Consider the following 23,465-nt stretch of genomic DNA (forward strand, 5'->3'; position numbering starts at 1 on the left):
CTAGCTCTCGATGGCCGTCGCCTCGTCCTGGCCGCGGCGGCGGGCGAGCTGCTTGGTGTCCTTGAGCGTCGCGATGGTGCGCTTCGGCGCTCGGATCTTGCGCACCCTCAGGTAGCCGAGCAGCCCGAACAGCCCGGCGACGATCAGCATCAGCAGGAACACGATGCCGAAGGACGCCCAGCGCCAGATGCCGAGCGCGTGCAACCCTTCGGCGAGGGTGAAGAAGAGGAAGAACATGCTGAAGCCGAGCACGGCCAGCGCGAGGACGAAGTAGACGCTGCCCTTGACGCCCTTCTTCACCTCACCGGTGACTTCGGCCTTGGCGAGTTCGATCTCGGAGCGGACCAGCGTCGACAGGTGCGTGGTCGCGTCGCGCACGAGGGAACCGATGGACTGCTCGCCGCCCGCGCCAGTGCCCTCTTCGGACAGCGGTAGGGATGTGACGGCCGACCATGCTCCGTCGCTGCTGCCTTGCTGGTTCTTCTGGGCGCTGTTCACGCCCGCCATCGTGCCACGCCGCCTGGTGCCCGACCGAGTGAGACTCCCGTGGTGTTACCCGCGGGTGATCTGACGAGACCGATCAGTTCTGCTCACGGGCGGTGCGCCGCCCGCGACGCAGCAGCAGCGCGGAGGCGACCAGGGCGGCGAGCGCGGACGCGATCAGCACCGCCGTCTTCGCCCGCTCCGCCGCGTCCCCGGACAGCGACAGCTCGGCGATGAGCAGGCTGACGGTGAACCCGACCCCGCCGAGCACGGCGAGCGCCGAGATGTCCCGCCAGGTCACCCCGCTCGGCCGCGAACCGATCCCGAGCCGCACCGCCAAGTAGGACGTCCCGAAGATCCCGATGAACTTGCCGAAGAACAACCCGGCCATCACGGCGATCGAGATCCGGTCCTGGAACACCGCGCCGAGCGCAGCGCCGTTCACCGGCACCCCAGCGGCGAAGAACGCGAACACCGGCACCACCAGCCCCGCCGACCAGGGCTGCAACCGGTGCTCCAGCCGCATCGACGGCGCGGCGCTCTCCCCGGGGTCGGCCCGCACCCGGGTGAGCAGCCCGAGCGCGACGCCCGCGATGGTGGCGTGGATGCCGCTGCCGTGCACCGCGATCCAGGTGGCGACCGCCAGCGGCACGTACAGCCACGGCGTGGTGATCCGCTTCCGCTGCGCGAACCAGTAGGCGGCGCAGAGCGCGACGGCCGCGAGCAGCGGCAGCGGGCTCACCCCGGCGGTGAACAGCACGGCGATCACGAGGATGGCGCCCAGGTCGTCGACGACGGCCAGGCTGAGCAGGAACACCCTGGCGGCGGCCGGGATCCCGGAACCGGCCAGCGACAGCACCCCGAGCGCGAACGCGATGTCGGTGGCCACCGGGATCGCCCAGGCCTGGCCCGCGCCGGGCGCGCCGTGGCCGACGGCGAACGCGATGATCGCGGGCACCAGCATGCCGCCGAACGCCGCCAGCACCGGCAGCGCCGCCGCCCGGCGGTCGGCGAGCTCGCCGACGACGAGCTCCCGCTTGAGCTCCAGCCCGGCGACGAAGAAGAACACCGCGAGCAGCCCGTCCTTCACCCACTCACCGACGGTGAGGTCCAGGTGCAGCGCGGCCGGTCCGATCGCGAAGTCCCGCACGGCCGCGTACAGCCCGCCGATCGGTGAGTTCGCCGCGACCAGCGCGAGCGCGGTGGCGACCAGCAGCACCACGCCGCCGACGGTCTCGGTCCGCAGGTAGCGGGCGAGGGCGGTGCCGCGGGTCGGGGCGGGTTCGGTCATCGGGAGCCTCCTGTCGGCGGACGTGCTGATGCGTCGCCGACCAGACTTCCCGGCACACCAGCGGCGACCCTAACAGCCGTCGCCGGGTGCTCCGGTGTGTCGAACGCCTCCGGACGCCGGCGGGCCCGGCCCCCACCTGGAGGACCGGGCCCGCGCCGAAACGTCGATCACTCGTCGGAGGACTTGCGGATGCCCTTCGAGATGAGGTCCATGACCGAGGAGTCCGCCAGCGTCGACACGTCGCCGACCTCGCGGTTCTCCGCCACGTCCCGCAGCAGCCGCCGCATGATCTTGCCGGAGCGGGTCTTCGGCAGCTCCTGCACGACCATGATCTGCCGCGGCTTCGCGATCGGCCCGATCTCGTGCGAGACGTGGTCGCGCAGCGCCTTCAGCGCCGCCTCGCCACCCGCCTCGTCGGCGGCGTTGCCGCGCAGGATGACGAACGCGACGATGCCCTGCCCGGTGGTCGGGTCGCTGGCGCCGACGACCGCGGCCTCCGCGACGGTCGGGTGCGAGACCAGCGCCGATTCGACCTCGGTGGTGGAGATCCGGTGGCCCGAGACGTTCATGACGTCGTCCACCCGGCCGAGCAGCCAGATGTCGCCGTCGTCGTCGTACTTGGCGCCGTCGCCCGCGAAGTAGTAGCCGAGATCGGCGAACTTCGACCAGTAGGTGTCCTTGAACCGCTGGTCGTCGCCCCAGATGCCGCGCAGCATCGACGGCCACGGCTGGTCCAGCACCAGCAGTCCGCCGCCACCGGGGCCGACGTCCTCGCCGGTCTCGTCGACGACCTTCGCGGAGATGCCGGGCAGCGGGACCTGCGCGGAGCCGGGCTTGGTGGCGGTCACCCCGGGCAGCGGCGAGATCATGATCGCGCCGGTCTCGGTCTGCCACCAGGTGTCGACGATCGGGGTCGTGCCGCCGCCGATGTTCTCCCGGTACCACATCCAGGCCTCGGGGTTGATCGGTTCGCCGACCGAGCCGAGCACCCGCAGCGTGGACAGGTCGTACCGGGCGGGGATCTCCGCGCCCCACTTCATGAAGGTGCGGATCGTGGTGGGCGCCGTGTAGTACAGCGTCACGCCGTACTTCTGCACGATCTCCCAGTGCCTGCCCTCGTGCGGGCTGTTCGGCGTCCCCTCGTAGATCACCTGCGTGGCGCCGTTGGCCAGCGGGCCGTACACGATGTAGGTGTGCCCGGTGACCCAGCCGATGTCGGCGGTGCACCAGTACACGTCCGACTCGGGCTTCAGGTCGAAGACGGTGCGGTGCGTGTAGGCGGCCTGGGTGAGGTAGCCGCCGGAGGTGTGCAGGATGCCCTTCGGGCTCCCGGTGGTGCCGGAGGTGTAGAGGATGAACAGCGGGTGCTCGGAGTCGAACGCCTCCGGGGTGTGCTGGTCGGACTGCGGCTCGACCACGTCGTGCCACCACTTGTCCCGCTCGTTCCACGCGACCTCGGTGGCGGTGCGCTTGACGACGAGGACGTGCTCGACGCTGGGCGTGTGCTGCACCGCTTCGTCCACGTTGGCCTTGAGCGGGGCGGCCTTGCCGCGCCGGTACTGGCCGTCGCAGGTGATGACCACCTTCGCCGCGGCGTCGTTGATCCGGGCGCGCAGCGCCTCCGCGGAGAAGCCGCCGAACACGACGCTGTGCAGCGCGCCGAGGCGTGCGCAGGCGAGCATCGAGAAGACGGCCTCGGGCAGCATCGGCAGGTAGATCGCGACCCGGTCGCCCGCGCCGACGCCCAGCGCGGCGAGCGCGTTCGCGGTGCGGCTGACCTCGCGCTGCAGCTCCGCGTAGGTGATGGTGCGGCTGTCGCCGGGCTCGCCCTCCCAGTGGATCGCGACCCGGTCGCCGTTGCCCGCTTCGACGTGCCGGTCCACGCAGTTGTGCGCCACGTTCAGTTCGCCGCCGACGAACCACTTCGCGAACGGGGCACCGGACCAGTCGAGGACCTGGTCCCACTTGCTCGCCCAGTCCAGCTGGTCGGCCTGCTCCGCCCAGAAGGCTTCCCGGTCCTCGGCGGCCCTGTCGTACGAGTCCGACGTGGCGTTGGCCGCGGCCGCGAACTCGGCCGTCGGCGGGAAGGTCCTGCTTTCCGTGAGCAGGTTGTCCAAGGTGTTGCTCGGCCCGTCGGGCTGGCTCATTGCGGGGAACCTCCCTGCGCTGCGGGTGACCTTCGATGTCATCTAGACCGTAGTGCGACGCGGCTCACTCCGACAGAGGTTCTCGCAATGGTGCGACCAATTCCGCCGGTGGAGTCCGTGATCCGGGCTCAGCACCTGCGCAGCAGGCTGGTGCCCCGAACGTTGCAATCGAGTTGCCCACACACGGTCGAGTGACCAGGGGCGGGAGCCGCGCGGCCGCCGCCGGTGCCGGGACCTGCGCAGGTGGGAGCGGGTCCGGGCCGGGCCGCCGCGACCGCCGGGTAGCGTCCAGCGGCGTGAGTGCCCAAGAGTCGTTGCTCCCGCTGCTGGAACTGCCCGGTGTCACCGACGCGGTCGCCGCCGCGCGGACCGCGATCGACGAGATCCACCGGCACCCGGCGAACCGCCGCGGCTGGCCGGCGACCAGTGCCGAAGCCTCGGTGCGCGCCGCCCGCGCCTCGGCCGCCGTCGCGGGCGGGGCCACCGAGATCCCGGACAGCGGCGAGGTGAGCGACCCGCTGCTGGCGGGCGCCCTGCGCGTCGCCGAAGCGCTGGGGCCGCTGCTGCCGACCTGGCAGCGCGCCCCGCTGCAGGCCCTCGCCCGGCTGCACGTGCTCGCCGCGGCCGACCTGCCCGGCGACCAGGACCGGCTCGGCAGGCCGCGCGAAGACCCCGCCGTCTCCGGGCGGCTCGACCTGCTCGCCCAGGTCGTCGCCGACGCGGGCGGCCGCTCGCAGAACCTGGTGCCCGGGCCGGTGCAGGCCGCCGTGGTGCACGGCGAACTGCTCGCGCTCGCCCCGTTCGGCGAGGTCGACGGCATCGTGGCGCGCGCCGCCGCCCGGCTCAGCGTGATCGGCAGCGGCCTCGACCCGAAGGGCCTCGTCGTGCCGGAGGTCGCCTACTTCCGCCGCCAGGCCGACTACCAGGACGCCGCCGCCGCGTTCGCCACCGGTGAACCCGACGGCGTCGCGCAGTGGATCGTGCACTGCTGCACGGCCCTGGAGACCGGCGCGCGGGAAGCGAAGTCCATCGCCGACGCCGTCCAATCGTGAGCACCGCACCAGGAGGGGGCACGGACGTGCCGAAGAAGGTCCTGCTCGACTGCGACCCGGGCATCGACGACGCGCTGGCCATCGCCTACGCCCACGGCAGCCCCGAGCTGGAGCTGGTCGGGATCACCACCGTCGCGGGCAACGTCGGGCTCGACCACACCACGAACAACGCGCTGTGCCTCACCGGCTTCTACGGCATGGACGTGCCGGTCGTCGCGGGCGCCGACCGGCCGCTGGTGCGGGACGTCGTGCTGGCCGACGAGGTGCACGGCGGCAACGGCCTCGGCGGTGTCCGGCTGCCCGCCGCCACCAGCGGAGTGCGCGACGGGCACGCCGTCGACTTCATCATCGACACCGTCGCCGCCGCCCCCGGCGAGATCAGCCTGGTCGCGGTGGGCCCGCTGACGAACATCGCGCTCGCGGTGCGCAAGGAACCCCGGCTCGTCGAGCAGGTCCGCGAATTCGTGATCATGGGTGGCTCGTACACCAGGGGCAACCGCACGCCCGCCGCCGAGTTCAACGTGCTCGCCGACCCGGAGGCCGCCGCCGTCGCGTTCGGCGCGGGCTGGCGCACCACGATGATCGGCCTGGACCTCACCGCCCAGGCCCGCGCCACCGCCGCCGTCCGGGAGCGGTTCACCGGGCTCGGCAGGCTGGAAGCCGAGCTGATCTCGCCGATCCTCGACTTCTACGGGCAGCACCCGCAGTACCGCGCGGAAGGCCCCGCCGTGCACGACCCGTGCGCCGTCGCCTACGCGCTCGACCCCGGCATGTTCACCACGGTGCCCGCGCGGGTCGACGTGGAGGTGCACGGGCGGTTCACCTCGGGCATGACCGTCACCGACTTCGCCGCCCCCGCGGAACGGCAGAACGCCGAGATCGCGACCGTCCTCGACACCGAACGGTTCTGGGACGGCTTCCTCGCCGCCCTCGACCGCGTCGCCACCGGCATGGCGTGACCGTTCGACGGCCCGTCTCGGGCAGGTCGACGCGGGAGAGGACGCAGCGGGGGCACCGCTGCGGTTCCGCCACCCGGGTGCCGTGCGGCAGGAGTGGGAGGACGGGCGGTCGGCGGCGGGGGGAGCGCGCCGCCGCTCAGGTGCCGAGGGCGCGGAGGGCTTCGCGGACTCGGCCGTCGGCGGCGGTCAGCGCGGCTGCGGCGCTGGGGACTTCGGCGCCGGTCAGCAGGTGCACCAAGGCGGTCTTGAGGTCGCCGTCCGCCGCCTGCAGCGCCTGCGCGCACTCGTCCTCGGACGCGGCCGTCGCCTCCCGCAGGATCTCCACGGTGCGGCCGCGCAACTTCGCGTTCGTCGCCAGCAGGCTCACCATCAGGTTCGAGTAGGTGCGGCCCATCCGGATCATCACCGCGGTGGAGAACGAGGTCAGCACCAGCTTCTGCGCCGTGCCCGCCTTCATCCGGGTGGAACCCGCGATCGGCTCCGGCCCGGTGTCCACCGCGATCGTCAGGTTCGCCGGAGCCTCGCCCGCCGACTCGGGGTTCGCCGACATCAGCGCCGTGCCCGCCCCGATCTCGCCCGCCGCGCGCAGCGCGCCCAGCACGTACGGGGTGCGGCCGGACGCGGTCAGCCCGAGCACGAAATCGGCCGCGGTCACCTCGGCGCGGATCACCGCGGCCCCAGCCTCGGCGTCGTCCTCCGCGTTCTCCACCGGTTTCTGGAACGCGCCGGTACCACCGGCCTGGTGCGCCACCACCCAGTCCGCGGGCACGTTGTAGGTGGGGATCAGCTCGGCCGCGTCCAGCACCGCCAACCGGCCCGACGTGCCCGCTCCCACGTAGTGCACCCGCCCGCCACCGCGCAGCGCGGCCACCGCGAGGTCGACGGCGCGCGCCAGATCCGGCAGCGCCCGTCCCACCGCTTCCGGCACCGTGCGGTCCTCGGCGTTGAGCACCTGCAGCACGTCCAGCGTCGGCAGCAGGTCGATGTCCCTGGTGCGCTCGTTGGTGCGCTCCGTGGGGGCGTTCACCCGCACGGCGGGTCCCTCGGGGTCGCGGTTCATCGGCCGCCCTCCTTGTGCCGTCGGCGGTCCGGGCGGGCACCGAGCCGGTGCGCGCCGACCGCCTCGTAGGTGGCGTCCAGCGCCGCCTTCGCCTCGTCGATGTGGCGTTGCGCCACGCCGATGAACAGGCAGTCGATCACGGTGAGCTGGCCGATGCGACTCGCCATCGCCCCGGAGCGGTACGTCGTCTCCCGCACCGCCGTGGTGAGCACCTGGTCGGCGACCTCGGTGATCGGGGAGCGGCTGAAGTTGGTGAGCGCGGCGGTGACCGCCCCGCGGTGCCCCGCCTCACGCAGCGCCTCGATGGTCTCGGTGGTGGCGCCGGTGTGCGAGATGCCCAGTGCCACGTCGCCCTCCCGCAGCAGCGCCGCCGAGGTCAGCGCCGCGTGCGTGTCCGACCAGGCGAAGCAGGTCAACCCGATGCGGTGCAGCTTCTGCTGCAGGTCCAGCGCGACGAACGCGCTCGCCCCGACCCCGTACACGTCGATCCGGCGGGCGCCCGCGACGGCGTCCACCACGGCGGCCAGCGCGTTCGCGTCCAGCTGCCCCGCGGTCTCCTCCACCGCCTTCGCGTCGGCGTAGGCGACCTTGTCGATGATCTGCTCCAGCGGATCGTCCGGCTCGATGTCCCCGCCCAGGTCGCGATCCCGGCTGGAGGTGCGGGCGGTGTCCGCGGCCAGCGCGATCCGCAGGTCCGGGTAGCCGCCGACGCCGATCGCCTTGCAGAACCGGGTCACCGTGGTCTCGCTGGTGCCCGCGGCCTCGGCCACGTCGGTGATGCTGCGCCGCGCGATGGACGCCGGCGCGGACAGCACGATGTTCGCGACCCGCTGCTCGGCCTTCGCCAGACCGGGCAGCAAGGATCGGATCCGGACCAGCGGGCTGGTCGTGCCGACTTCGGCCGCCGCATCGTCAAGAGCCATGTGGGAAACTTACTAACGCGGATCTGTGCAGGTCAATGCGGGTATCTCCGGGATCTTCCCGAGCTGGTCGGGGTGGTGGTGTGGGAGTCTGCCGACCGGATGACGGTGTTCGGCGGCCGCCGGGTTGCACCGCCCGTTCGCTAGGCTTCGCACGGATGCCACGGCGCGGAGCGGGGTGACATGGGCGGGCCAGCGGACCTCGGTTCCGAGTTGTTCTGCGCGACCGGAACGGTCCCCGCGCCGCTCGACGAGCACGCCGAATTCCTGCTCCAGCAGCACGAGGCCGGTGCCCTGCGGCTCTACGACCGCGGCGCGCTGGACCGCGCGGACCCGACCGCGCCGCAGCGCTGGCGGATGACGTGGCAGCGCGCCGACGGCCCGATCTCCGCGGTGCTGGTGCTGCTGGCCGGGAACGACCTGGTGCGGTGCTGGTTCGCCGCGCGCAGCCCCGGCGGCTGGGGGCTCGGCGTCCCGTCGCCGCTGCCCCGCGCCGGGCTGGCCCGGTTCCCGCTGGCCGATCCGCGCAGCGGGCTCGCCGTCACCGGCTCCGCGCTGCGCGACGACCCGGACGACCTCGCCGGGCTGCTCGCGGTCCTCCGGCACCGGCGCAGCGGCGTCCCCGTGCTGGTGCGGCACGTCGACCGGGAACCCGGCCGTCCGCTGGAAGTGCCGCGGGCCACGGCGGAATTCCGGCGGTCCACCGCCGGGGCCGCCACCGTCGTGTTCATCGGTGATGCGGTGGCGCGGCGCCTCGATGCGGAACTGCCCGCGCCGCAGCGCATTCCGCGGCGCGGTGCCCGGCTGTTCCTGCCCGAGCCGTGGGCGGCGGAGCGCGCGGACCCCTGCCTGTCCGAAGTGGACTCCGATGATCCCGGTGCGTGGGCCGCAGCCGCGGCGCTCGCGCTGCAGGTGTCCCGGCAGCGCTCGCCCGACGCCGCCGCCTCCTCCGACGCCGCCTCCGCTCCCGACGCCGCGGACGAACCGTGGGCGCTGCTGTTCGCCACCGGCTGGCAGGACCAGCGCGTCGCCGACTCGCCCGTCGGGCCGGGCGAGCGGTGGTTCGCCACCGCGGGCGGCGTCGACAAGTCCGACCTGCGCCACCGCATCCAGGGCGCCGGGGAGCGGCAGGCCGAATCCCGCCGGACCGCGGCTCGCCGCGCCGCCGCCACGACCGAGCTGACCGCCGAGATCGACGAGCGCACCGCCCGCACCGCGGAACTGCACCGGTCCCGCCGCGTGCTGGCGCGCGGCGCGCTGCGGCTGCGCGCCGAACGCGACGCGGCCCGGGAACGGCTCGACCGGACCTCGCTCGGCGTCGCCCGGCGCCGCGCCGAGGCGGCTCGGCGGCTCGGCGCGGCCCGCTCCGCACGGCTCGCCGAGTGCGAGCGGGAACTCGAACTGCTCCGCGCCGAAGAGGACCGGCTCCGCGGCGGCGCACCGGTCGACCCCGAACCGCTCGGATCGCCCGACCGGCCCGGCATCCGGTTCGGACCCGAGGTGCGCGCCGAGATCGACCGCCTCGACGACCCGCGGGCGCGGCGCTGCGCGCAGGTGCTCGACCTGCTCGCCCGGCACGCCACCGCGCCCGACGGCCCGCTCGCCGCACTGCTGCGCGCCGGCGGGATCGCCGCACCGGCGCTGCGCCGCGCCGACGCGGACACCGCCGTCACCTTCCGCGTCCCGGCCGAAGTGCACCCCAGTGGCTGGGCCGCGTTCCGCGACCACGTGCTGCTCGACCACGCCGGTGAGCCTCCGACCGCGCTGCACTACCTGGACGACACCGCCGGAACCACCGGCGCGGTGCACATCGGCTACGTCGGACCGGAGCCCGGGGCGGGCACCCGATGAGCGGCACCGCCCCGGAACCGCTGCGCCGCACCGCGTTCTGCGCCGCGGGCCACGCCGGGACCGCGCTGCTCGACGCCGGGAACTCGCTGGTGCGGCTGCACGACGCGGGCGAGCTGCGGCTCATCGACGAAGGCCGCGAACCCGGCGCCGACCTGCCGCGGCGCTGGCGGGTCAGCTGGGGGCGCGGCACCGGCGAAGTGCGCGCCGCCCTCGTGGCCGCACCCGGCGCCGACGGCGCGCACACCTTCTGGGTCTACGCCGAAGCCGCCCGGCCCTGGTCGCTCCGCGACCAGGCGACCCCGGTGCAGAAGCTGGGACTGCTCGCCGCGCAGCTCAGGGACCCGCGCGGGGCGTACTCGCTGACCGAGCAGAATCCGCTGGTGGGGCTGGACGACGTCGACTTCCTGGTGCACACCTTCGCCGAAGGCGTGCGGGACTCGCCGGTCCTCGTCTACAACGACGACTTCGCCCGTCCGCTGCCGCCGGAACTGCTGCGCTTCCGCAACGCCACCCGCGGCCTGTGCGGGCTGCTGCCCGCCGACGACTCGGTGCGGGACCGGGTGAACGCGCTGCTCCCGGCGGCGCGCCGGATACCCGCCCGCGGTGCGCGGCTGTACCTGCCGCCGTGGTGGGTCGAGCACGAACCGGACCCGGTGCTGCCGCGGGACCGGTTCCACCGCGCCGGGGACTGGCGGAAGCTGGTCGACGCGGTGCTGCGCGCGAGCAGCTGGCGCGCCGGTGGTGCCATCCGGATGACCGGCGACGCGTGGCAGGCGCTGCTGTTCGACCCGATGCACGACCGCCGCGTCGTCCCCGGCACCCGCGGCGGCGCGCTGCGCTGGCTGCCCGCCGCCGACGACGGCGGTGCCCGCGTGCTGCGGGACCGGCTCAGCGCCGCCGCCGGGCAGGAGGACACCGCCCGCGACCAGGCGGAATCGGCGGCCCGGGAGCTCGACGAGCAGCACGCCACCGCCGAACGCGTGCGGCGGCGCGAACGGTCCGCCGCCGATTCCCGGCGACGGCTCGCCCTACTGACCGGGAAGTTGCGGCGCGAACGGGACGACGCGGAAGCGGTGCTCCGCGGCGGATCCGTCCCGGACGCGTGGCGCGCGGCGCACGACGCGGAGCTGGAATCCGCGCTGTACGCGGAAGAACTCGACGCGGCCGAGGACCGGGTGCTGCTGGCGCGGCGCCGGGTGGCGGCGCTGCGAAGGGCCGCGCAGGCGGAATGCGCCGGGCGGTCCGGTGCCGGGGAGGTCGGCGGAGACCACCCTGCTGACGGCGGATCCGGGGCAGTCGGCGAACTCGGGGCGACCGGTGAACTCCGGGCGACCGGCGAGCTCGGGGCGGCCGGTGAACGCGGGACGGTCGGCGAACGCGGGACGGTCGGCGAGGGCAGGGCAGTCGGCGAGGGCAGGGCAGTCGGCGAACGCGGGGCAGCCGGTGAGCTCGGGGCGACCGGCCGTGCTGGACCGGTGCCCCCCGAACCCGCCGCGAACCGCTTCGCCGACCTGCTCGCCGAGGCCCACCGCGCGCTCCCCGCGCTGCGCTTCGGCCCGCAGGTCGATCCGTCCGAACTGGACGGTCACCACCGCAGCGCGCACTGGCTGCGGCGCACCTGGAACGTGCTGGTGCTGCTGGACTCCTACGCGCGCGCCCGCGCCACCGCCACCGACCGCGCCCGCCCGGACCTGCGCGGCTTCGCGCACTTCGTCCGCGCGCACGGCGGCGAACGCGGGATCTCCCCGGCGCTGGTCGCCTCCGGGGAGACCGAGCTGGTGGTCAACACCCCGCGCTACCGCAACGCCCGCACCTTCCCGGTGCCGGTGGAGGTCGACGCGTCCGGCCACGCCTTCTTCGCCGCCCACGTCAAGATCGACCGCGGTGGCGGGGTCGCGCCCCGCCTGCACTACTACGACGACACCCGCGGCCGGACCGCCTCCATCCACATCGGACACCTCGGCCCGCACCTGCCCAGCCCGGAATCGAACTGACCCGCCGGCCCGGCCTCCGGGTCCGACCGGTCACGTCCCCGGTACGTGCTCCGGTTCGACGAGCACCACCACCCGCTCGTCGCCCGGCTGCCCCCACTGGTACTCGTCCTCACCGGTGTACTTCTTCGCCATCTTGTTGATGAACGCGTTGTCCGGGTCCGGCTCGATCCCGGCGACGCGGCCGCGAATCTCGACGTAGCGGTACGGGTTGTCCGGGTCGTGCGCGGACAGCGCGATGCGCGGGTCCCGTTGCAGGTTCCGGTACTTCTGCCTGCCGGTGGTCTGGCTGAACTTGAGATGCGTGCCGTCCCAGTCGATCCACACCGGGCTGGACTGCGGCTCGCCCCGCGGGCCGAGGGTCGCGATGTGCGCGAACGCGCGCTTGCTGAGGATCTTTGCCAGTTCCTGCGGGATCGCGGCCATGAGCGCTGCCTCCAGGTGCTCGACGATGGGCATCAGGCACGACGCGGCCGGGACCGGCGCTATTCCGGTTCTCGGCGCAGTACACCCGTTCGGGAGCAGCGCGGGCTTCGGGATCGAGGTTTCGGCCGGGTCCGGTGCGGGCCCGGGTCGGGTTCGGCGCCGCGCAGAGCCGGTGCCGCGCAGAGCCGGTGCCGCGCACAACCGGTGCCGCGCAGAACCGGCGCGGACCGGGCTTCGGCGCCACCCGTCCGGGGAGGCCGCCCGGCTTCCCCGGAGCAGACCGCCATCGGGAGGCCGCCCGGCTTCCCGGCGCGCAGCAGCCCTCAGCGCTCCACCTGCCGCCAGCCCTCCGGGTGCAGCCCCTGCGGTTCCAGCTCCCCGTCCAGCAAGGTCCGGTCCCGGTCCGCGACGGAGATGCCGTCCAGCTGCACCCCGCGCCCGGTGTACTGCTCGTCCGGCGCGTAGCGCCAGCGCACCAGCACCCGCTGCCCCGGCGCCGCGCCGACCTCGCCCCGCACCTGCCACCAGGCGCGGTGCCCGTAGCCGGCCAGCGCGCGCTGCGGCCCGTCCGGCGCACCCTCCCCGGTCGCCGAGACCTGGACCGGACGCCACGAAGCACCGCCGTCCGAACTGGACTCCACCACGAGCGGGTCACTCCCGTCGGCGTCCTGCTGGGTGTCCACGAACGCGTCGAACGACACCTGCACGGGACCGGCCACCGGCCCGAGCTCCCGGGTGGTCAGCGTCGCGGGCCGCGCGGCGGGCGCCGACCACTCCCGCGAACCGTGCTCCGGGCGCACCGCCAGCGATTCCGCCATGCCCTGCGCGAGCACCTGCCGCGCCTCGTTGTTGGACCCCCAGTCGCGGGACGGGTGCACCCGGTTCGTCAGCAGCACCACCACCGACCGCGACACCGGGTCCAGCACCAGCGAGGTGCCCGTGTAGCCGGTGTGCCCCGCCGACCTCGGCCCGCTCAGCCCGGCCATGTACCAGCGCTGGTCCAGCTCGAAGCCGAGCCCGTGCGAGTTCCCCGGGAAGCCGCCGTTGAAGTCGGTGAGCATCTGCTCCACCGAGTCCTCGTCCAGCACCTCGGCCCCGCGGTAGCTGCCGCCGTTGAGCAGCGCCTGCCCCAGCACCGCCAGGTCGTGCGCGGTGGAGAAGATCCCGGCCTCCCCGGCGACCCCGCCCAGCGACCAGGCGTTCTCGTCGTGCACCTGGCCGCGCACCATGCCGCGCGGCGGATCGGCCTGGAACTCGGTGGCCGCGATGCGGTGCAGCTCCTGCGGCGGCGGGTTGTAGCCGGTGTCGGTCATGCCCAGCGGCTCGGTGATCCGCTGCCGCACCACCTGGTCCAGCGGCTCGTCCGCGACGCGGGCCACCAGCACGCCCAGCGTGATCATGTTCGGGTCGGAGTACTCGTAGCCGGACCCCGGCGGGTGTTCCGGCGTCAGGCCCATGACGTGCGGAATCCGCTCCTGCGGCGGCAGCTTCCACAGCTTCACCTCGGCCTGCAGCCCCGAGGTGTGCGTGAGCAGCTGGCGCACGGTGATCGATTCCTTGCCGTGCACGCCGAACTCCGGCAGGTACCGGGCGACCGGCGCGTCCAGCTCCACCGAGCCGTCCTCGACCTGCTGCAGCGCGGCGATCGAGGTGAACAGCTTCGTGATCGACGCGACGTCGAAGATCGTGTCCGGCCGCATCGGGTCCTGCTCCCGCGGCGGCAGCTCGGTGCCCTTCCCGTCCGCGTAGCGCACCTCGTGGCCGAACGCGTCCTGCCGGACCACCACGCCGTCGTGCGCGAGCAGCGCCACCGCCCCCGCGTACATCGGGTGCTGCCTGCCCGGCACCACCTCGGTCCAGGCCGCGATCCGCTGCAGCGCCGCGTCGATCGGTGCCGGGTCCAGGCCCGCCTCCTGCGGGGTGCCCGGCCGCAGCACCGTGTCCGCGGGCGCGAAGCCCTGCTGCGGCCGGTCGAAGCGGCCGCCCGCCGCGTCCGGCGAGGCGCACGCGGGACCCGCGGTGGCCACGGTGATCGACGTCAGGACCAGCGCCACCAGCGCTCTGCGCATCACGACCTCACCCTCGCTCGAACGACCCGGGCCTCAGCGGTACAGCAGGAACCGCTCCCGCGAGCGCCGGAACCCGGTGAGCTCCGCGCGCCACGAACCGGTGATCTCGTCCACCCCGGCACCCGCGTCGATCATGCCGCGGAGCCGGTCCGTACCGGCCAACTTGTCGAACATGCCGTCCGGCCGCCAGCCGAACACCTGCGGGTACAGCCGCTTCGCCGAGACGAGCATCGCGATCGCCACCCGCACCGGGTCCACATCGCCGTCCCGGTGCAGCTGCACGCCGCCGCAGGTCTGCTCGGCGTGCTTGGAGAACGTGGGCACGAAGTAGGTCTCCCGGAAGCGCACGCCGCCGAGCCCGGCCGCGTTCAGCTCCTCCGCCCACCGCCAGTCCACGCCGGGCGCGCCGATGATCTCGAACGGGCGGGTGGTGCCGCGGCCTTCGGACAGCACCGTGCCCTCGAACAGGCCGGTCCCCGGGTAGACCATCGCGGTGTCCGGCGTCGGCATGTTCGGGCTCGGCGGCACCCACGGCACCGCCGACTCCGCGCCGCGGCCCTGCCAACCCTCCACCCGCACCACCGACAGCCGGTCGCCCAGCTGGGGGTTCGAGTGCTCGGCGTCGAACAGCCGCGCCAGCTCGCCGATCGTCATGCCGTGCTGCAGGGCGATCGGCAGCAACCCGACCCCGGAGCTGAACCGCTGGTCCAGCACCGGTCCCTCGACCCGGCGGCCCCCGATCGGGTTCGGCCGGTCCAGCACCACGAACTCCGCGTCGACCTGCGCGGCCGCCTGCATCGCCTGGTACATCGTCCAGATGTAGGTGTAGAAGCGGGCGCCCACGTCCGCGATGTCGAACACCACCCGCTCCACCCGGGCCTCGCGGAACATGGCGGCCAGCTTCGCCACGTCGGCGCCGTAGGCGTCGTACACCGGCAGTCCGGTGCGCGGATCGCGGACGTCGCCTTCCGAATCGCCGGCCTGCGAGGTGCCGCGGAAGCCGTGCTCCGGGCCGAACACCGCGGCGATGTCCACCGCGCCGCTAGCGTGCATCGCGTCCACCACGTGCTCCAGCGATGCGAGCACCCCGGTCGGGTTGGTGATCACGCCGATCCGGCCGTCCGCGAGCCGCTGCCAGCCCTCGGCGGCGAGCACGTCCGCGCCGGTGCGCAGCGGCCCGGACACCGGCCCGTCCTGGCCCGCGGCGCAGGCGGCGCTCGCCCCCAGCAGCGGTGCGGAGACCGCGGTCGAGACCAGGAATCCCCGTCTGCTCAACGGCATCGCGTCACCAGCTCAATCCGTGGCCGAACGGGAACCGCTCGCCCGCGCCGTCCGCGGTGGGTACCGGCACCGGCAGCTTCCCGGTGGGGGAGTTCTCCCCGAGCAGCACCCGCGCCAGCGACTCCATCGCCACCGGCTTGTCCGAGTACGTCGCCAACCAGGTCGGCACCTCCTCGACGTGCGCCGCGTCGTACGGGTCCCGCACCGCCGCCGCGACCACCCGCACGCCGGAGTCCTGCAACGCCCGCACCAGGTCGCGCTGCGCCGCGTTCGTCTCGCTCCAGGCCGCGTTGGTCAGCACCACCACCGTGTCGTGCGCGCGTGCCGCGGCCACCGCCTGCTGGACCTGCCCGCCGTTCGGCGTCAGGCCGGTCGGCAGCGAGTCGGCTTCCCGGCCGCGGGCGCGGAACCGCTCCGCCAGCGCGGCCGTCGCCTCGTCCCCGGCGCCGGTGACCAGCACCCGGCCGGGGTCGCGCAGCGGCAGCTCGCGCGCGTCGTCGCGCAGCACCGTCGTGGTGCGGTCGGTGAGCCGCTGCGCCTGCTCGCGGTGCTCGGCGCTGCCGACGACCTGGTCCACCTTCGCCGGGTCGACGAACGGCGAGTCGAGCACTCCGCGCTTGCGCTTCATCTCCAGGATCCGCTCGACGCTGGCATCGATGCGCTCCTCGGTGAGCGTTCCGGAGCGGACCGCGCCCAGCACGCCGTCGATCGCGACCTGCAGGTTCTGCGGCATCAGCAGCTGATCGGCGCCCGCTTGCAGCGCGAGCACCGGGATCTCCGCGTCCGAGTGCTTCGCCCGCACCCCCTCCATCTGCAGCGAGTCGGTGACGATCACGCCGCGGTAGCCGAGCTCGTCGCGCAGCATCCCGGTGAGCACCGTCGGCGACAACGTCGACGGCTCGCCCGAGTCGTCCAGCTTCGGCACCACGATGTGCGCGCTCATCACCGCGTCGGTTCCCGCCGCGATCGCCTCCCGGAACGGGGGCGCGTCCAGCCGCTCCCACTGCTCGCGGGTGTGCTCGATGACCGGCAGGTCGGTGTGGCTGTCCTGGTTGGTGTCGCCGTGCCCGGGGAAGTGCTTGGTCGCCGCGGCCACGTTCGCGTCGTCCTGATAGCCGTGCACCGCCGCGGCGGACAGCTGCGCGGCCAGCGCCGGGTCGGAGGAGAACGAGCGGACCCCGATCACCGGGTTCGCCGGGTTCACGTTGACGTCCCCGCTGGGCGCGAAGTTCTGGTTCAGGCCCATCGCGCGCAGCTCTTCGCCGGTGATCCGGGCGGAGGTCTCGGCGCCCTCCGGGCTGCGGCCCGCGCCGAGCGCCATGTTGCCGGGCAGCTGCGTCACCGGCTCGCCGATCCGGGTGATCTGCCCCTGTTCCTGATCGGTGGAGATCAGCAGCGGCACCCCGGCTCCGGAGGACACCGCGGCCTGCTGCACCCCGTTGGACAGCTCCGCGATCTGGTGCGGGTCGTAGAGGCTGTCGGTCCAGGTGAAGTGGATCAGCCCGCCCAGGTGGTAGCGCTGCACGACCTGCGCCGGGGTGTCCACGCCGAACTCCGCCCGGTTCTTCGGGTTCGGGGTGTCGGCGGTGCGCCCGTAGGCGTAGGTCACGAAGAGCTGGCCGACCTTCTCCTCCAGCGTCATGCTGCGCACCTTCGCCTGGACGGACGGGTCGACGGGGCTGTGCACCGGTGGTGGCGGGGGTTCCTGCGCGCCCGCGGCGGACAGGCCACCGCCCACGGCGAGCACCGCCACGGCGCCTGCGATGGCCGCGGTGAGCCGGTGGGAGCGTGTCGAGCCCACGAGGACCTCCTGGGGCTGTGCCCACGGTCCCGCGGCGGGGCGCCGGGTCGGGGTCGGCGGGCGGGGCGGAAAGTCGTTCACCACCGCACGGGTGGAATTCGGAAGCTACCCACGTGCCCGGGTCCGGTCAACGTCATCCGGTGCTGATCAGCGGGAAACGCCCTGATCAGCGCATCCGGGTGCGGCCGACACGCCGGGTGCGGTGCGCTGCGGTGGCCGGAGGCCGCGCGCGGTCGGCCCGCCGGGCGTGGCCCGGAGCTCGCGGACCGGCGGATGCGGTCCGGAGCGGAGGTGGCGGGTGCGGTTCGGGGCGGCGAGATCCGTCGGGGACGGTCCGGATCGGGGCCCGGGCGCCGGGCGGGCGAGGCGACGCGGCCTCAGCACGTGAAACGGCGGCGCCCGCCTGGACGAGCGCCGCCTTTCGCGTGTGCGGACGGGTTACCAAGCGTGCACGAATGTCGTAACTTCCGGGCTAGGCGTCCGGCGTCCCGGTACGCAACCCCGTTTGACGACCGGCCTCACGTGGCGGCAGCGCGTGGGTGCTCCGTCCTCACGCACGGAGCCCGGGCGGGGTGGACGGTGCTTCTCCTCCGCGCCGTCCCTGGCCGAACCGGAGTCCGCACCTCCTTTGTAGCTCCGCGCCCGGCTCGCGGCAATCCCTCGCACGTGGTCGTTCCGCGCCGGTGGATCAGCGGCCCCGGCGCAGGCGGCGCAACCCCCACCAGGCGGCACCGGCGGCGGCCACCGCTCCCACGCCCACGCCGGCGGCGGTCACCGCGGCCCGGGACGGGGTGGGGAACCGGGCGCGCAGCGAGACCGGCTGCTCGAACGCCAGCGAGGGCCAGCCGCGCTGCGCGGCGTGCTTGCGCAGCCCGCGGTCCGGGTTGACGGCGGTCGGGTGGCCGACGACCTCCAGCAGCGGCAGGTCGGTCACCGAGTCCGAGTAGGCGTGGCTGGCGGCCAGGTCGTAGCCGTGCAGCTCGGCGAGCTCGCGGGCCGCGGCGGCCTTGTTCTCCGCCGAGCAGTAGAACTCGACATCACCCGTGTACCTGCCTTCGGAGACCACCATCCGGGTGCCCGCGGAATGCGTCGCCCCGAGCAGCGCGGCGATCGGAGCCACGACTTCTTGCCCGGAAGCGGAGAGCACCACGATGTCGTGGCCCTGCTCTTTGTGCTCCGCGATCAGCTGGGTGGCCTCCTTGTAGACCAGCGGGTCCACGATGTCGTGCAGGGTTTCCTCGACGATCGCGTTGACCTGCTCGACATCCCACCCGGCGCACAGCGAGGTGATGTGCGCTCGCATCCGGTCCATCTGATCGGCGTCGGCGCCGGCCAGCATGAACACGAATTGCGCGTAGGCGCTTTTGAGGACCGCCCTGCGGTTGATCAGACCTTCTTGGAAGAACGGTCTGCTGAATGCGAGCGTGCTCGATTTGGCGATGACCGTTTTGTCCAGGTCGAAGAATGCGGCCGCCCGAGGCTCGGTGGCGGCCGGTGGGTTCGCGGGCGCTGTCACGACGCACAGCATACGAAACATCGGGGATGTCCGGACGGCCGCGCGTTCCGCCGATCGCACCAGTCACCGACGGTGTCGAAGGGGCTCGCGGACGGGTGGCGCCAGGCGTGCGCGCGCCCGGGATGCACTGCACGCTGAGTTTTCGGGGGTGCGTGCGGCGGCCGACGTTCCTCCTAATGGACGGGGCGCGTGTGAGGGGCGCGGGGCGCTACAGTTGGGGGGTCCGGGAGCCCCGGACGGGTTCAGCTCGACCCCCCGGAGCTGAACTCTCGACGACCCCCGTCCCTCCCCCCTGACGGGGGTCGTCCCATTTCCGCCGGGCGGTTCGCCCGCCGACGGCTTTCCTCGCAGCGGTGCCACCGGGTCGCTCTTTCCATTGTTCCCGCGGTTGGGTCCGCGCGTCTTTCCCCGCGCCGCCGAGATGATCTCTGATGGGGTCCGCCGAGTTCTCCACCGGTTCCGCGGGGCATTGTCCGGGTGGTGTGGATGTTCGGTTTTCGCTGACCACGGGTTCGGTTTCGGCAACTTCTGACCTCCGGGTGCGCTGAACCGGGTGGCGGGTTATCCACAGGCCTTCGATTCATCCACAGATTTGCGAATTGGGGATCGACGCAGGGTGCCCGCTCGGTCACCGTTGATGACGAGCGGGAAAACGGCCGGAACCACCTCGGACACCCGCGACCATCCGGAATCGAACGGGGACCGCGCATGTCCACGACCACCACGCCGCTGCTCATCACCGCCGACGAAGCGCTCGCCGAGGACGTCGCCCGCCTCGCCGCCGTCGCGGGTTGCGAACTGCGGCGGCACGAGCGCGGGACCGCCCCCGGCGACCGCTGGCGGGACGCGGCGCTCGTCCTGCTGGACGGCCCGGCCGCCGCCGAGGCCCTGCTCGCGGAGCTCCCGCGCCGACCAGGAGTGGTGGTGCTGACGAGGGGCGGCGTGGAGCCGCTCTGGCGACCGGCGTTCGAGGTCGGCGCGGAGGCGCTGCTCGGGCTGCCCGCCGAGGAGTTCCGGCTCGTCGAACTGCTCACCGACGCCGCCGACGGCGCCCGCGCGTCCCCGGGCCGGGGGCAGGTGCTCGCCGTGCTCGGCGGCGCGGGCGGTGCCGGGGCGTCCACCTTGGCCGCCGCCACCGCGGTGACCGCCGCCCGGCGCGGGGCCGGTGCGCTGCTGCTGGACTGCGATCCATCCGGCGGCGGGCTGGACCTGACCGCGGGGGTGGAAGCCAGCTCCGGACTGCGCTGGTCCGGGCTGTCGGTCGGCGACGGCCGGATCCCCGCCGGTGCGCTGCGCGCGGCCCTGCCCGGTCGCCGCCTCGGGCGGGGCAGGCTCACCGTGCTGTCCTGCGATCGCGGCGGCCCGGCGAACGGGCCCACCGCGCCCTCGGTGCGCGCGGTGCTCGACGCCGGACGGCGCGCGGGGGAGACGGTGGTCTGCGACCTGCCGCGGACGCCCACCGAATCCGCCGCGGCGGTGCTGCGGCGCGCCGACCTGGTGGTGTTGGTGGTCCCGGCCGAAGTGCGCGGCTGCGCCTCCGCGGCGAGCACCGCCGAGCAGGCGCGCGAGCACGCCGCCGGACCGGTGCTGGCGGTCGTGCGCGGCCCCGCGCCCGGCGGGCTGCGCGTCGAGGACGTCGAACGAGCGGTGGGCGTCGACGTGCTCGCGGTGCTGCGGACCCAGCCGGCGCTCGCCGCCGCCGTGGACCGCGGCGGCCTGTGCGCCACCCGGGCGGGCAGCCGCGGACCGATCGCCCGGACCACCGGCGAAGTCCTCCGCGTCCTGGACGAACTCGCGGCCGGACGGGTGGTGACGTCGTGCACGCCGAGCTGATCGACCGGGTGCGCCGCAGGCTCGCGGGCAGCGGCGCGCCGCTGAACCCGTCCGCGGTGGCCGCGGCCGTCCGCGAGGAGTCCGGCGGACTGGTCGCCGACGCCGACCTGCTCGCCGCGCTGCGCGCGCTGCAGCAGGAGTTCCTCGGCGCCGGAGTGCTCGAACCGCTGCTGCGCGACCCGCGGGTCACCGATGTGCTGGTCACCGCTCCCGACCAGGTGTGGGTGGACCGGGGCGACGGCCTGCACCGCTGCTCGGTCACCTTCCCCGACGACGACGGGGTGCGGCGGCTCGCCCAGCGGCTCGCGGTCGCGACCGGCCGACGGCTCGACGAGGCCCAGCCGTGGGTCGACGCGTGGTTGCCCGGTGCGGAAGCGGGTGAGGCGGTGCGGCTGCACGCGGTGCTGCCGCCGATCGCCGCGGACGGCACCTGCCTGTCCCTGCGGGTGCTGCGACCCGCCTCGCACGACGTGGGTGCGCTGCGGCGCCTCGGCACCTTCGACGAGGAGTGCGCAGCGGTGCTCCGGGAGATCGTCCGGCACCGGCTGGCGTTCCTGGTCACCGGCGGCACCGGCGCGGGCAAGACGACCCTGCTCGCCGCGCTGCTCGGCGAGGTGCACCCGACCGAGCGGATCGTCTGCGTGGAGGAGGCGGGCGAGCTGCGCCCCGAGCACCCGCACGTCGTCCGGCTGCTGACCCGGCCGGCGAACGTGGAGGGCGCGGGGGAGATCCGGGTCCGCGACCTGGTGCGCCAGGCGCTGCGGATGCGGCCGGACCGGTTGATCGTCGGCGAAGTGCGCGGCGCGGAGGTCTGCGAACTGCTGGCCGCGTTGAACACCGGTCACGACGGGGGCGGCGGAACGGTGCACGCGAACTCGCCCGCCGAGGTGCCCGCCCGGCTGGAGGCGCTCGCCGCGCTCGGCGGGTTGTCCCGGCAGGCGCTGCACAGCCAGCTCGCGGCGGCCGTCCAGGTCGTCCTGCACGTCCGGCGCGCCACTGGCGGCGGCAGGTACCTGGCCGCGATCGGAGTGCTGCGCCGCGGGCACGACCTGGTGCGGGTCGTGCCCGCCTGGGACCGCGACACCGGCTGGGGCGAGGGCAGGGCGGACCTGCTCGCGCTGCTGCGGGCGCGTGGAGGTGAGCTGCCGTGCTGAGCTCGTTGCTGGCCGCGACGGCCTTGCTCACCTGGCCGAACGTTCGCGCTCGGGGCCGGATCGCCGCGGTGCGGCCGGTGCCGGTGCGCCGCGGCACCCGGTCGGTCGGCGTGATCCCGGCGCTGGTGCTGGGCGGGGTCCTGTTCGGCACGGCGGTCGCCGGGATCGGCGGTCTGCTCGCCTCCGGAGCGCTCGCCGCGCTGGGGCTCTGGTGGTGGCGAGGACGCGGTGCGGACCGGCGGCGCACCGCCCGGTCGGCCGCGCTCGTCTCCGCGCTCCGGCTGCTCGTCGCCGAGCTGCGCGCCGGAGCCCACCCGGCCGCGGCCGCCGAGGGCGCCGCCGCGGAGTCGGACCCGGTGGTGGCGCGGATCTTCCGCGATCTCGCCGCGACCGCGCGGCTCGGTGGAGATCCGGCCGCGGTGCTGCTGGCCGCCGCCGAGCCTTCCGAAGCCGGCGCCGTTCCAGCGCGGGAGGACCCGTTGGCGCGCGCCGGCCGGGCCTGGGCGTTGGCCGACCGGCACGGGGTCGCGCTCGCGGAGCCGTTGGACGCGGTGCGTCGCGATCTGGAGCACCGGGTGGCGTTCGCCAGAGACGTGGACGCGAAGCTCGCCGGTCCGCGGTCGACGGCGGCGGTGCTCGCCGCCTTGCCGGTGCTCGGCCTGGTGCTGGGCCAGGTGTCCGGCGCGGCGCCGCTCGCCGTGCTGGCGCACGGGTTCCTCGGTCAGTCATTGCTGGTCGGGGGAGTGGCGCTGCTGTGCGCGGGCGTGGTGTGGACCGTGCGGCTGACCGAATCGGTGGTGCGGACATGATTCTCACCAGCGCCGCCTATCTCAGCAGCGCCGCGGGGCTCACCTGGCCGCTGGCGGGTGCCGCCGGGCTCGGTGCCGCGTGGGCAGCCGCGCTCGCCGGGCTGGGACTGCTGGTGGTGCCGTCCGGCCCGGCCCGGGCCCGGCTGCTACCCGCGACCACTGGCCCGGGGCGGTCCGCCGTCGTGGCCGAGTGGTGCCGCGCCCAGCGGCCGGTGCTCGCGATCGCGGCGGGCGGCGTGCTCGGTGCGCTGCTCGCCGGCCCCGTGGCGGCGCTGCTGCTCGCTGCGGTGGGCTGCTGGTGGTTCCGGCGCCGGGAGGGGCGGGCTCGGGTGCGGCCGGTGGATCCGCTGGCGCTGGCCGCGGGCTGGGACCTGTTCGCGGCCGGAATGCGGGCGGGACTGCCGCCGGTGGTCCTGGTGCGCGCGATTGCCGCCGAGCTCACCGGCACGGCCGGGGACACGTTGCGCGAGGTGGCGGGACTGCTCGAGCTCGGCGCCGATCCGGTCGCCGCCTGGGAACCCGCGCTGCGCGATCCGGGCACCGCCGAGCTGGCGCGGGCGGCCCGGCGCACGGCCCGCACCGGGAGCGCGCTGGCCGAGGTCGCAGCAGAGCTGGCGGCCGAATCCCGCGCGGCGCTGGCAGACCGTGCGCAGGCGCGGGCGCAGCGAGCGGCGGTGTGGGTGGCCGCTCCGCTCGGGCTGTGCTTCCTGCCCGCGTTCCTGTGCCTGGGTGTGCTCCCGGTGGTGGTGGGCATGGCGCAGCGCCTGCCGCTGCCCTGACGGCGGAGTCCGGAACCCGCCGATTGTCCACAGTGGAATTGAA

18 protein-coding genes are annotated in these 23,465 nt (G+C 74.3%); 8 read left to right on the forward strand and 10 right to left on the reverse strand.

All coding sequences use genetic code 11. The features are described from left to right. From AC29IT_RS11165 to acs, 3 genes are all read right to left on the reverse strand, one after another. Positions 1 to 507 (reverse strand): phage holin family protein, encoded by a 507-nt coding sequence (locus AC29IT_RS11165; RefSeq protein ID WP_358434810.1) that lies wholly within the window; start codon positions 505 to 507, stop codon positions 1 to 3. 73 nt (positions 508 to 580) lie between these two features. Next, positions 581 to 1,774, reverse strand: a complete 1,194-nt coding sequence (gene nhaA / locus AC29IT_RS11170) for a Na+/H+ antiporter NhaA (protein WP_358434813.1) — start codon at positions 1,772 to 1,774, stop codon at positions 581 to 583. Positions 1,775 to 1,941: 167 nt separating this feature from the next. Beyond that, complete coding sequence (acs, locus tag AC29IT_RS11175; protein WP_358434816.1) at positions 1,942 to 3,921, reverse strand: acetate--CoA ligase; 1,980 nt, start codon at positions 3,919 to 3,921, stop codon at positions 1,942 to 1,944. 296 nt (positions 3,922 to 4,217) lie between these two features. Here acs and AC29IT_RS11180 point away from each other — a divergent pair, with 296 nt between their 5' ends. Continuing rightward, positions 4,218 to 4,973, forward strand: coding sequence for a Fic family protein (locus AC29IT_RS11180; protein ID WP_488218655.1), 756 nt, complete (start codon positions 4,218 to 4,220; stop codon positions 4,971 to 4,973). A gap of 26 nt (positions 4,974 to 4,999) precedes the next feature. Continuing rightward, on the forward strand, positions 5,000 to 5,932 hold the full coding sequence (locus AC29IT_RS11185; protein WP_488218656.1) for a nucleoside hydrolase: 933 nt from the start codon (positions 5,000 to 5,002) through the stop codon (positions 5,930 to 5,932). A gap of 136 nt (positions 5,933 to 6,068) precedes the next feature. On the opposite strand, the gene murQ is transcribed toward AC29IT_RS11185, so the two are convergent. Both murQ and AC29IT_RS11195 read right to left on the reverse strand, forming a co-directional pair. After that, entirely contained in the window at positions 6,069 to 6,992 is a 924-nt protein-coding gene (gene murQ, locus AC29IT_RS11190) for an N-acetylmuramic acid 6-phosphate etherase (RefSeq protein WP_488218657.1), read from the reverse strand. After that, complete coding sequence (locus AC29IT_RS11195) at positions 6,989 to 7,915, reverse strand: MurR/RpiR family transcriptional regulator (protein ID WP_488218658.1); 927 nt, start codon at positions 7,913 to 7,915, stop codon at positions 6,989 to 6,991. The genes murQ and AC29IT_RS11195 overlap by 4 nt, the downstream gene beginning before the upstream one ends. 180 nt (positions 7,916 to 8,095) lie before the next feature. Between AC29IT_RS11195 and AC29IT_RS11200 the strand changes: the two genes are divergently transcribed. Both AC29IT_RS11200 and AC29IT_RS11205 read left to right on the forward strand, forming a co-directional pair. Further along, on the forward strand, positions 8,096 to 9,763 hold the full coding sequence (locus AC29IT_RS11200; RefSeq protein WP_488218659.1) for a hypothetical protein: 1,668 nt from the start codon (positions 8,096 to 8,098) through the stop codon (positions 9,761 to 9,763). After that, entirely contained in the window at positions 9,760 to 11,757 is a 1,998-nt protein-coding gene (locus tag AC29IT_RS11205) for a hypothetical protein (protein WP_488218660.1), read from the forward strand. The genes AC29IT_RS11200 and AC29IT_RS11205 overlap by 4 nt, the downstream gene beginning before the upstream one ends. A 30-nt stretch (positions 11,758 to 11,787) precedes the next feature. Here AC29IT_RS11205 and AC29IT_RS11210 read toward each other — a convergent pair whose 3' ends face one another. From AC29IT_RS11210 to AC29IT_RS11230, 5 genes are all read right to left on the reverse strand, one after another. Further along, positions 11,788 to 12,213: a PPOX class F420-dependent oxidoreductase gene (locus tag AC29IT_RS11210; RefSeq protein ID WP_488218661.1), complete on the reverse strand. Its 426-nt coding sequence runs from the start codon at positions 12,211 to 12,213 to the stop codon at positions 11,788 to 11,790. Between the two features lie 290 nt (positions 12,214 to 12,503). Continuing rightward, a complete protein-coding gene (locus AC29IT_RS11215) occupies positions 12,504 to 14,249 on the reverse strand; it encodes a serine hydrolase domain-containing protein (RefSeq protein WP_488218662.1) in 1,746 nt (581 codons plus the stop codon). Positions 14,250 to 14,282: 33 nt separating this feature from the next. Then, positions 14,283 to 15,530: an exo-beta-N-acetylmuramidase NamZ family protein gene (locus tag AC29IT_RS11220; RefSeq protein WP_488218663.1), complete on the reverse strand. Its 1,248-nt coding sequence runs from the start codon at positions 15,528 to 15,530 to the stop codon at positions 14,283 to 14,285. Between the two features lie 4 nt (positions 15,531 to 15,534). Beyond that, positions 15,535 to 17,331, reverse strand: coding sequence for a glycoside hydrolase family 3 protein (locus AC29IT_RS11225; protein ID WP_488218664.1), 1,797 nt, complete (start codon positions 17,329 to 17,331; stop codon positions 15,535 to 15,537). Positions 17,332 to 18,019: 688 nt separating this feature from the next. After that, positions 18,020 to 18,859, reverse strand: coding sequence for an HAD-IB family hydrolase (locus AC29IT_RS11230; RefSeq protein WP_358435083.1), 840 nt, complete (start codon positions 18,857 to 18,859; stop codon positions 18,020 to 18,022). Positions 18,860 to 19,555: 696 nt separating this feature from the next. On the opposite strand from AC29IT_RS11230, the gene ssd reads away from it, so the two are divergent. The 4 genes from ssd to AC29IT_RS11250 are packed head-to-tail and all read left to right on the forward strand — an operon-like array spanning position 19,556 to position 23,422. Beyond that, positions 19,556 to 20,680, forward strand: a complete 1,125-nt coding sequence (gene ssd / locus AC29IT_RS11235) for a septum site-determining protein Ssd (RefSeq protein ID WP_488218665.1) — start codon at positions 19,556 to 19,558, stop codon at positions 20,678 to 20,680. Beyond that, entirely contained in the window at positions 20,665 to 21,834 is a 1,170-nt protein-coding gene (locus tag AC29IT_RS11240; RefSeq protein WP_488218666.1) for a TadA family conjugal transfer-associated ATPase, read from the forward strand. Before ssd ends, AC29IT_RS11240 begins: the two co-directional genes overlap by 16 nt. Beyond that, the gene (locus tag AC29IT_RS11245) at positions 21,828 to 22,643 is read left to right on the forward strand and encodes a type II secretion system F family protein (RefSeq protein ID WP_358434850.1); all 816 of its coding nucleotides are present in this window, start codon (positions 21,828 to 21,830) and stop codon (positions 22,641 to 22,643) included. Before AC29IT_RS11240 ends, AC29IT_RS11245 begins: the two co-directional genes overlap by 7 nt. Further along, positions 22,640 to 23,422 carry a type II secretion system F family protein gene (locus AC29IT_RS11250; RefSeq protein ID WP_488218667.1) on the forward strand — a complete coding sequence of 261 codons (783 nt, stop codon included), beginning with the start codon at positions 22,640 to 22,642 and terminating at the stop codon, positions 23,420 to 23,422. Before AC29IT_RS11245 ends, AC29IT_RS11250 begins: the two co-directional genes overlap by 4 nt. Positions 23,423 to 23,465: the final 43 nt, after the last annotated feature.

It is taken from the genome of Saccharopolyspora sp. MMCC62, from assembly GCF_057736575.1.

Coding starts and splice junctions, on each gene's coding strand:
- murQ (WP_488218657.1), bottom strand. CDS start 6,992: ATGAACCGCGACCCCGAGGGACCCGCCGTGCGGGTGAACGCCCCCACG.
- AC29IT_RS11200 (WP_488218659.1), top strand. CDS start 8,096: ATGGGCGGGCCAGCGGACCTCGGTTCCGAGTTGTTCTGCGCGACCGGA.
- AC29IT_RS11205 (WP_488218660.1), top strand. CDS start 9,760: ATGAGCGGCACCGCCCCGGAACCGCTGCGCCGCACCGCGTTCTGCGCC.
- AC29IT_RS11165 (WP_358434810.1), bottom strand. CDS start 507: ATGGCGGGCGTGAACAGCGCCCAGAAGAACCAGCAAGGCAGCAGCGAC.
- AC29IT_RS11250 (WP_488218667.1), top strand. CDS start 22,640: ATGATTCTCACCAGCGCCGCCTATCTCAGCAGCGCCGCGGGGCTCACC.
- AC29IT_RS11230 (WP_358435083.1), bottom strand. CDS start 18,859: ATGCTGTGCGTCGTGACAGCGCCCGCGAACCCACCGGCCGCCACCGAG.
- ssd (WP_488218665.1), top strand. CDS start 19,556: ATGTCCACGACCACCACGCCGCTGCTCATCACCGCCGACGAAGCGCTC.
- acs (WP_358434816.1), bottom strand. CDS start 3,921: ATGAGCCAGCCCGACGGGCCGAGCAACACCTTGGACAACCTGCTCACG.
- AC29IT_RS11210 (WP_488218661.1), bottom strand. CDS start 12,213: ATGCCCATCGTCGAGCACCTGGAGGCAGCGCTCATGGCCGCGATCCCG.
- AC29IT_RS11220 (WP_488218663.1), bottom strand. CDS start 15,530: ATGCCGTTGAGCAGACGGGGATTCCTGGTCTCGACCGCGGTCTCCGCA.
- nhaA (WP_358434813.1), bottom strand. CDS start 1,774: ATGACCGAACCCGCCCCGACCCGCGGCACCGCCCTCGCCCGCTACCTG.
- AC29IT_RS11195 (WP_488218658.1), bottom strand. CDS start 7,915: ATGGCTCTTGACGATGCGGCGGCCGAAGTCGGCACGACCAGCCCGCTG.
- AC29IT_RS11215 (WP_488218662.1), bottom strand. CDS start 14,249: ATGCGCAGAGCGCTGGTGGCGCTGGTCCTGACGTCGATCACCGTGGCC.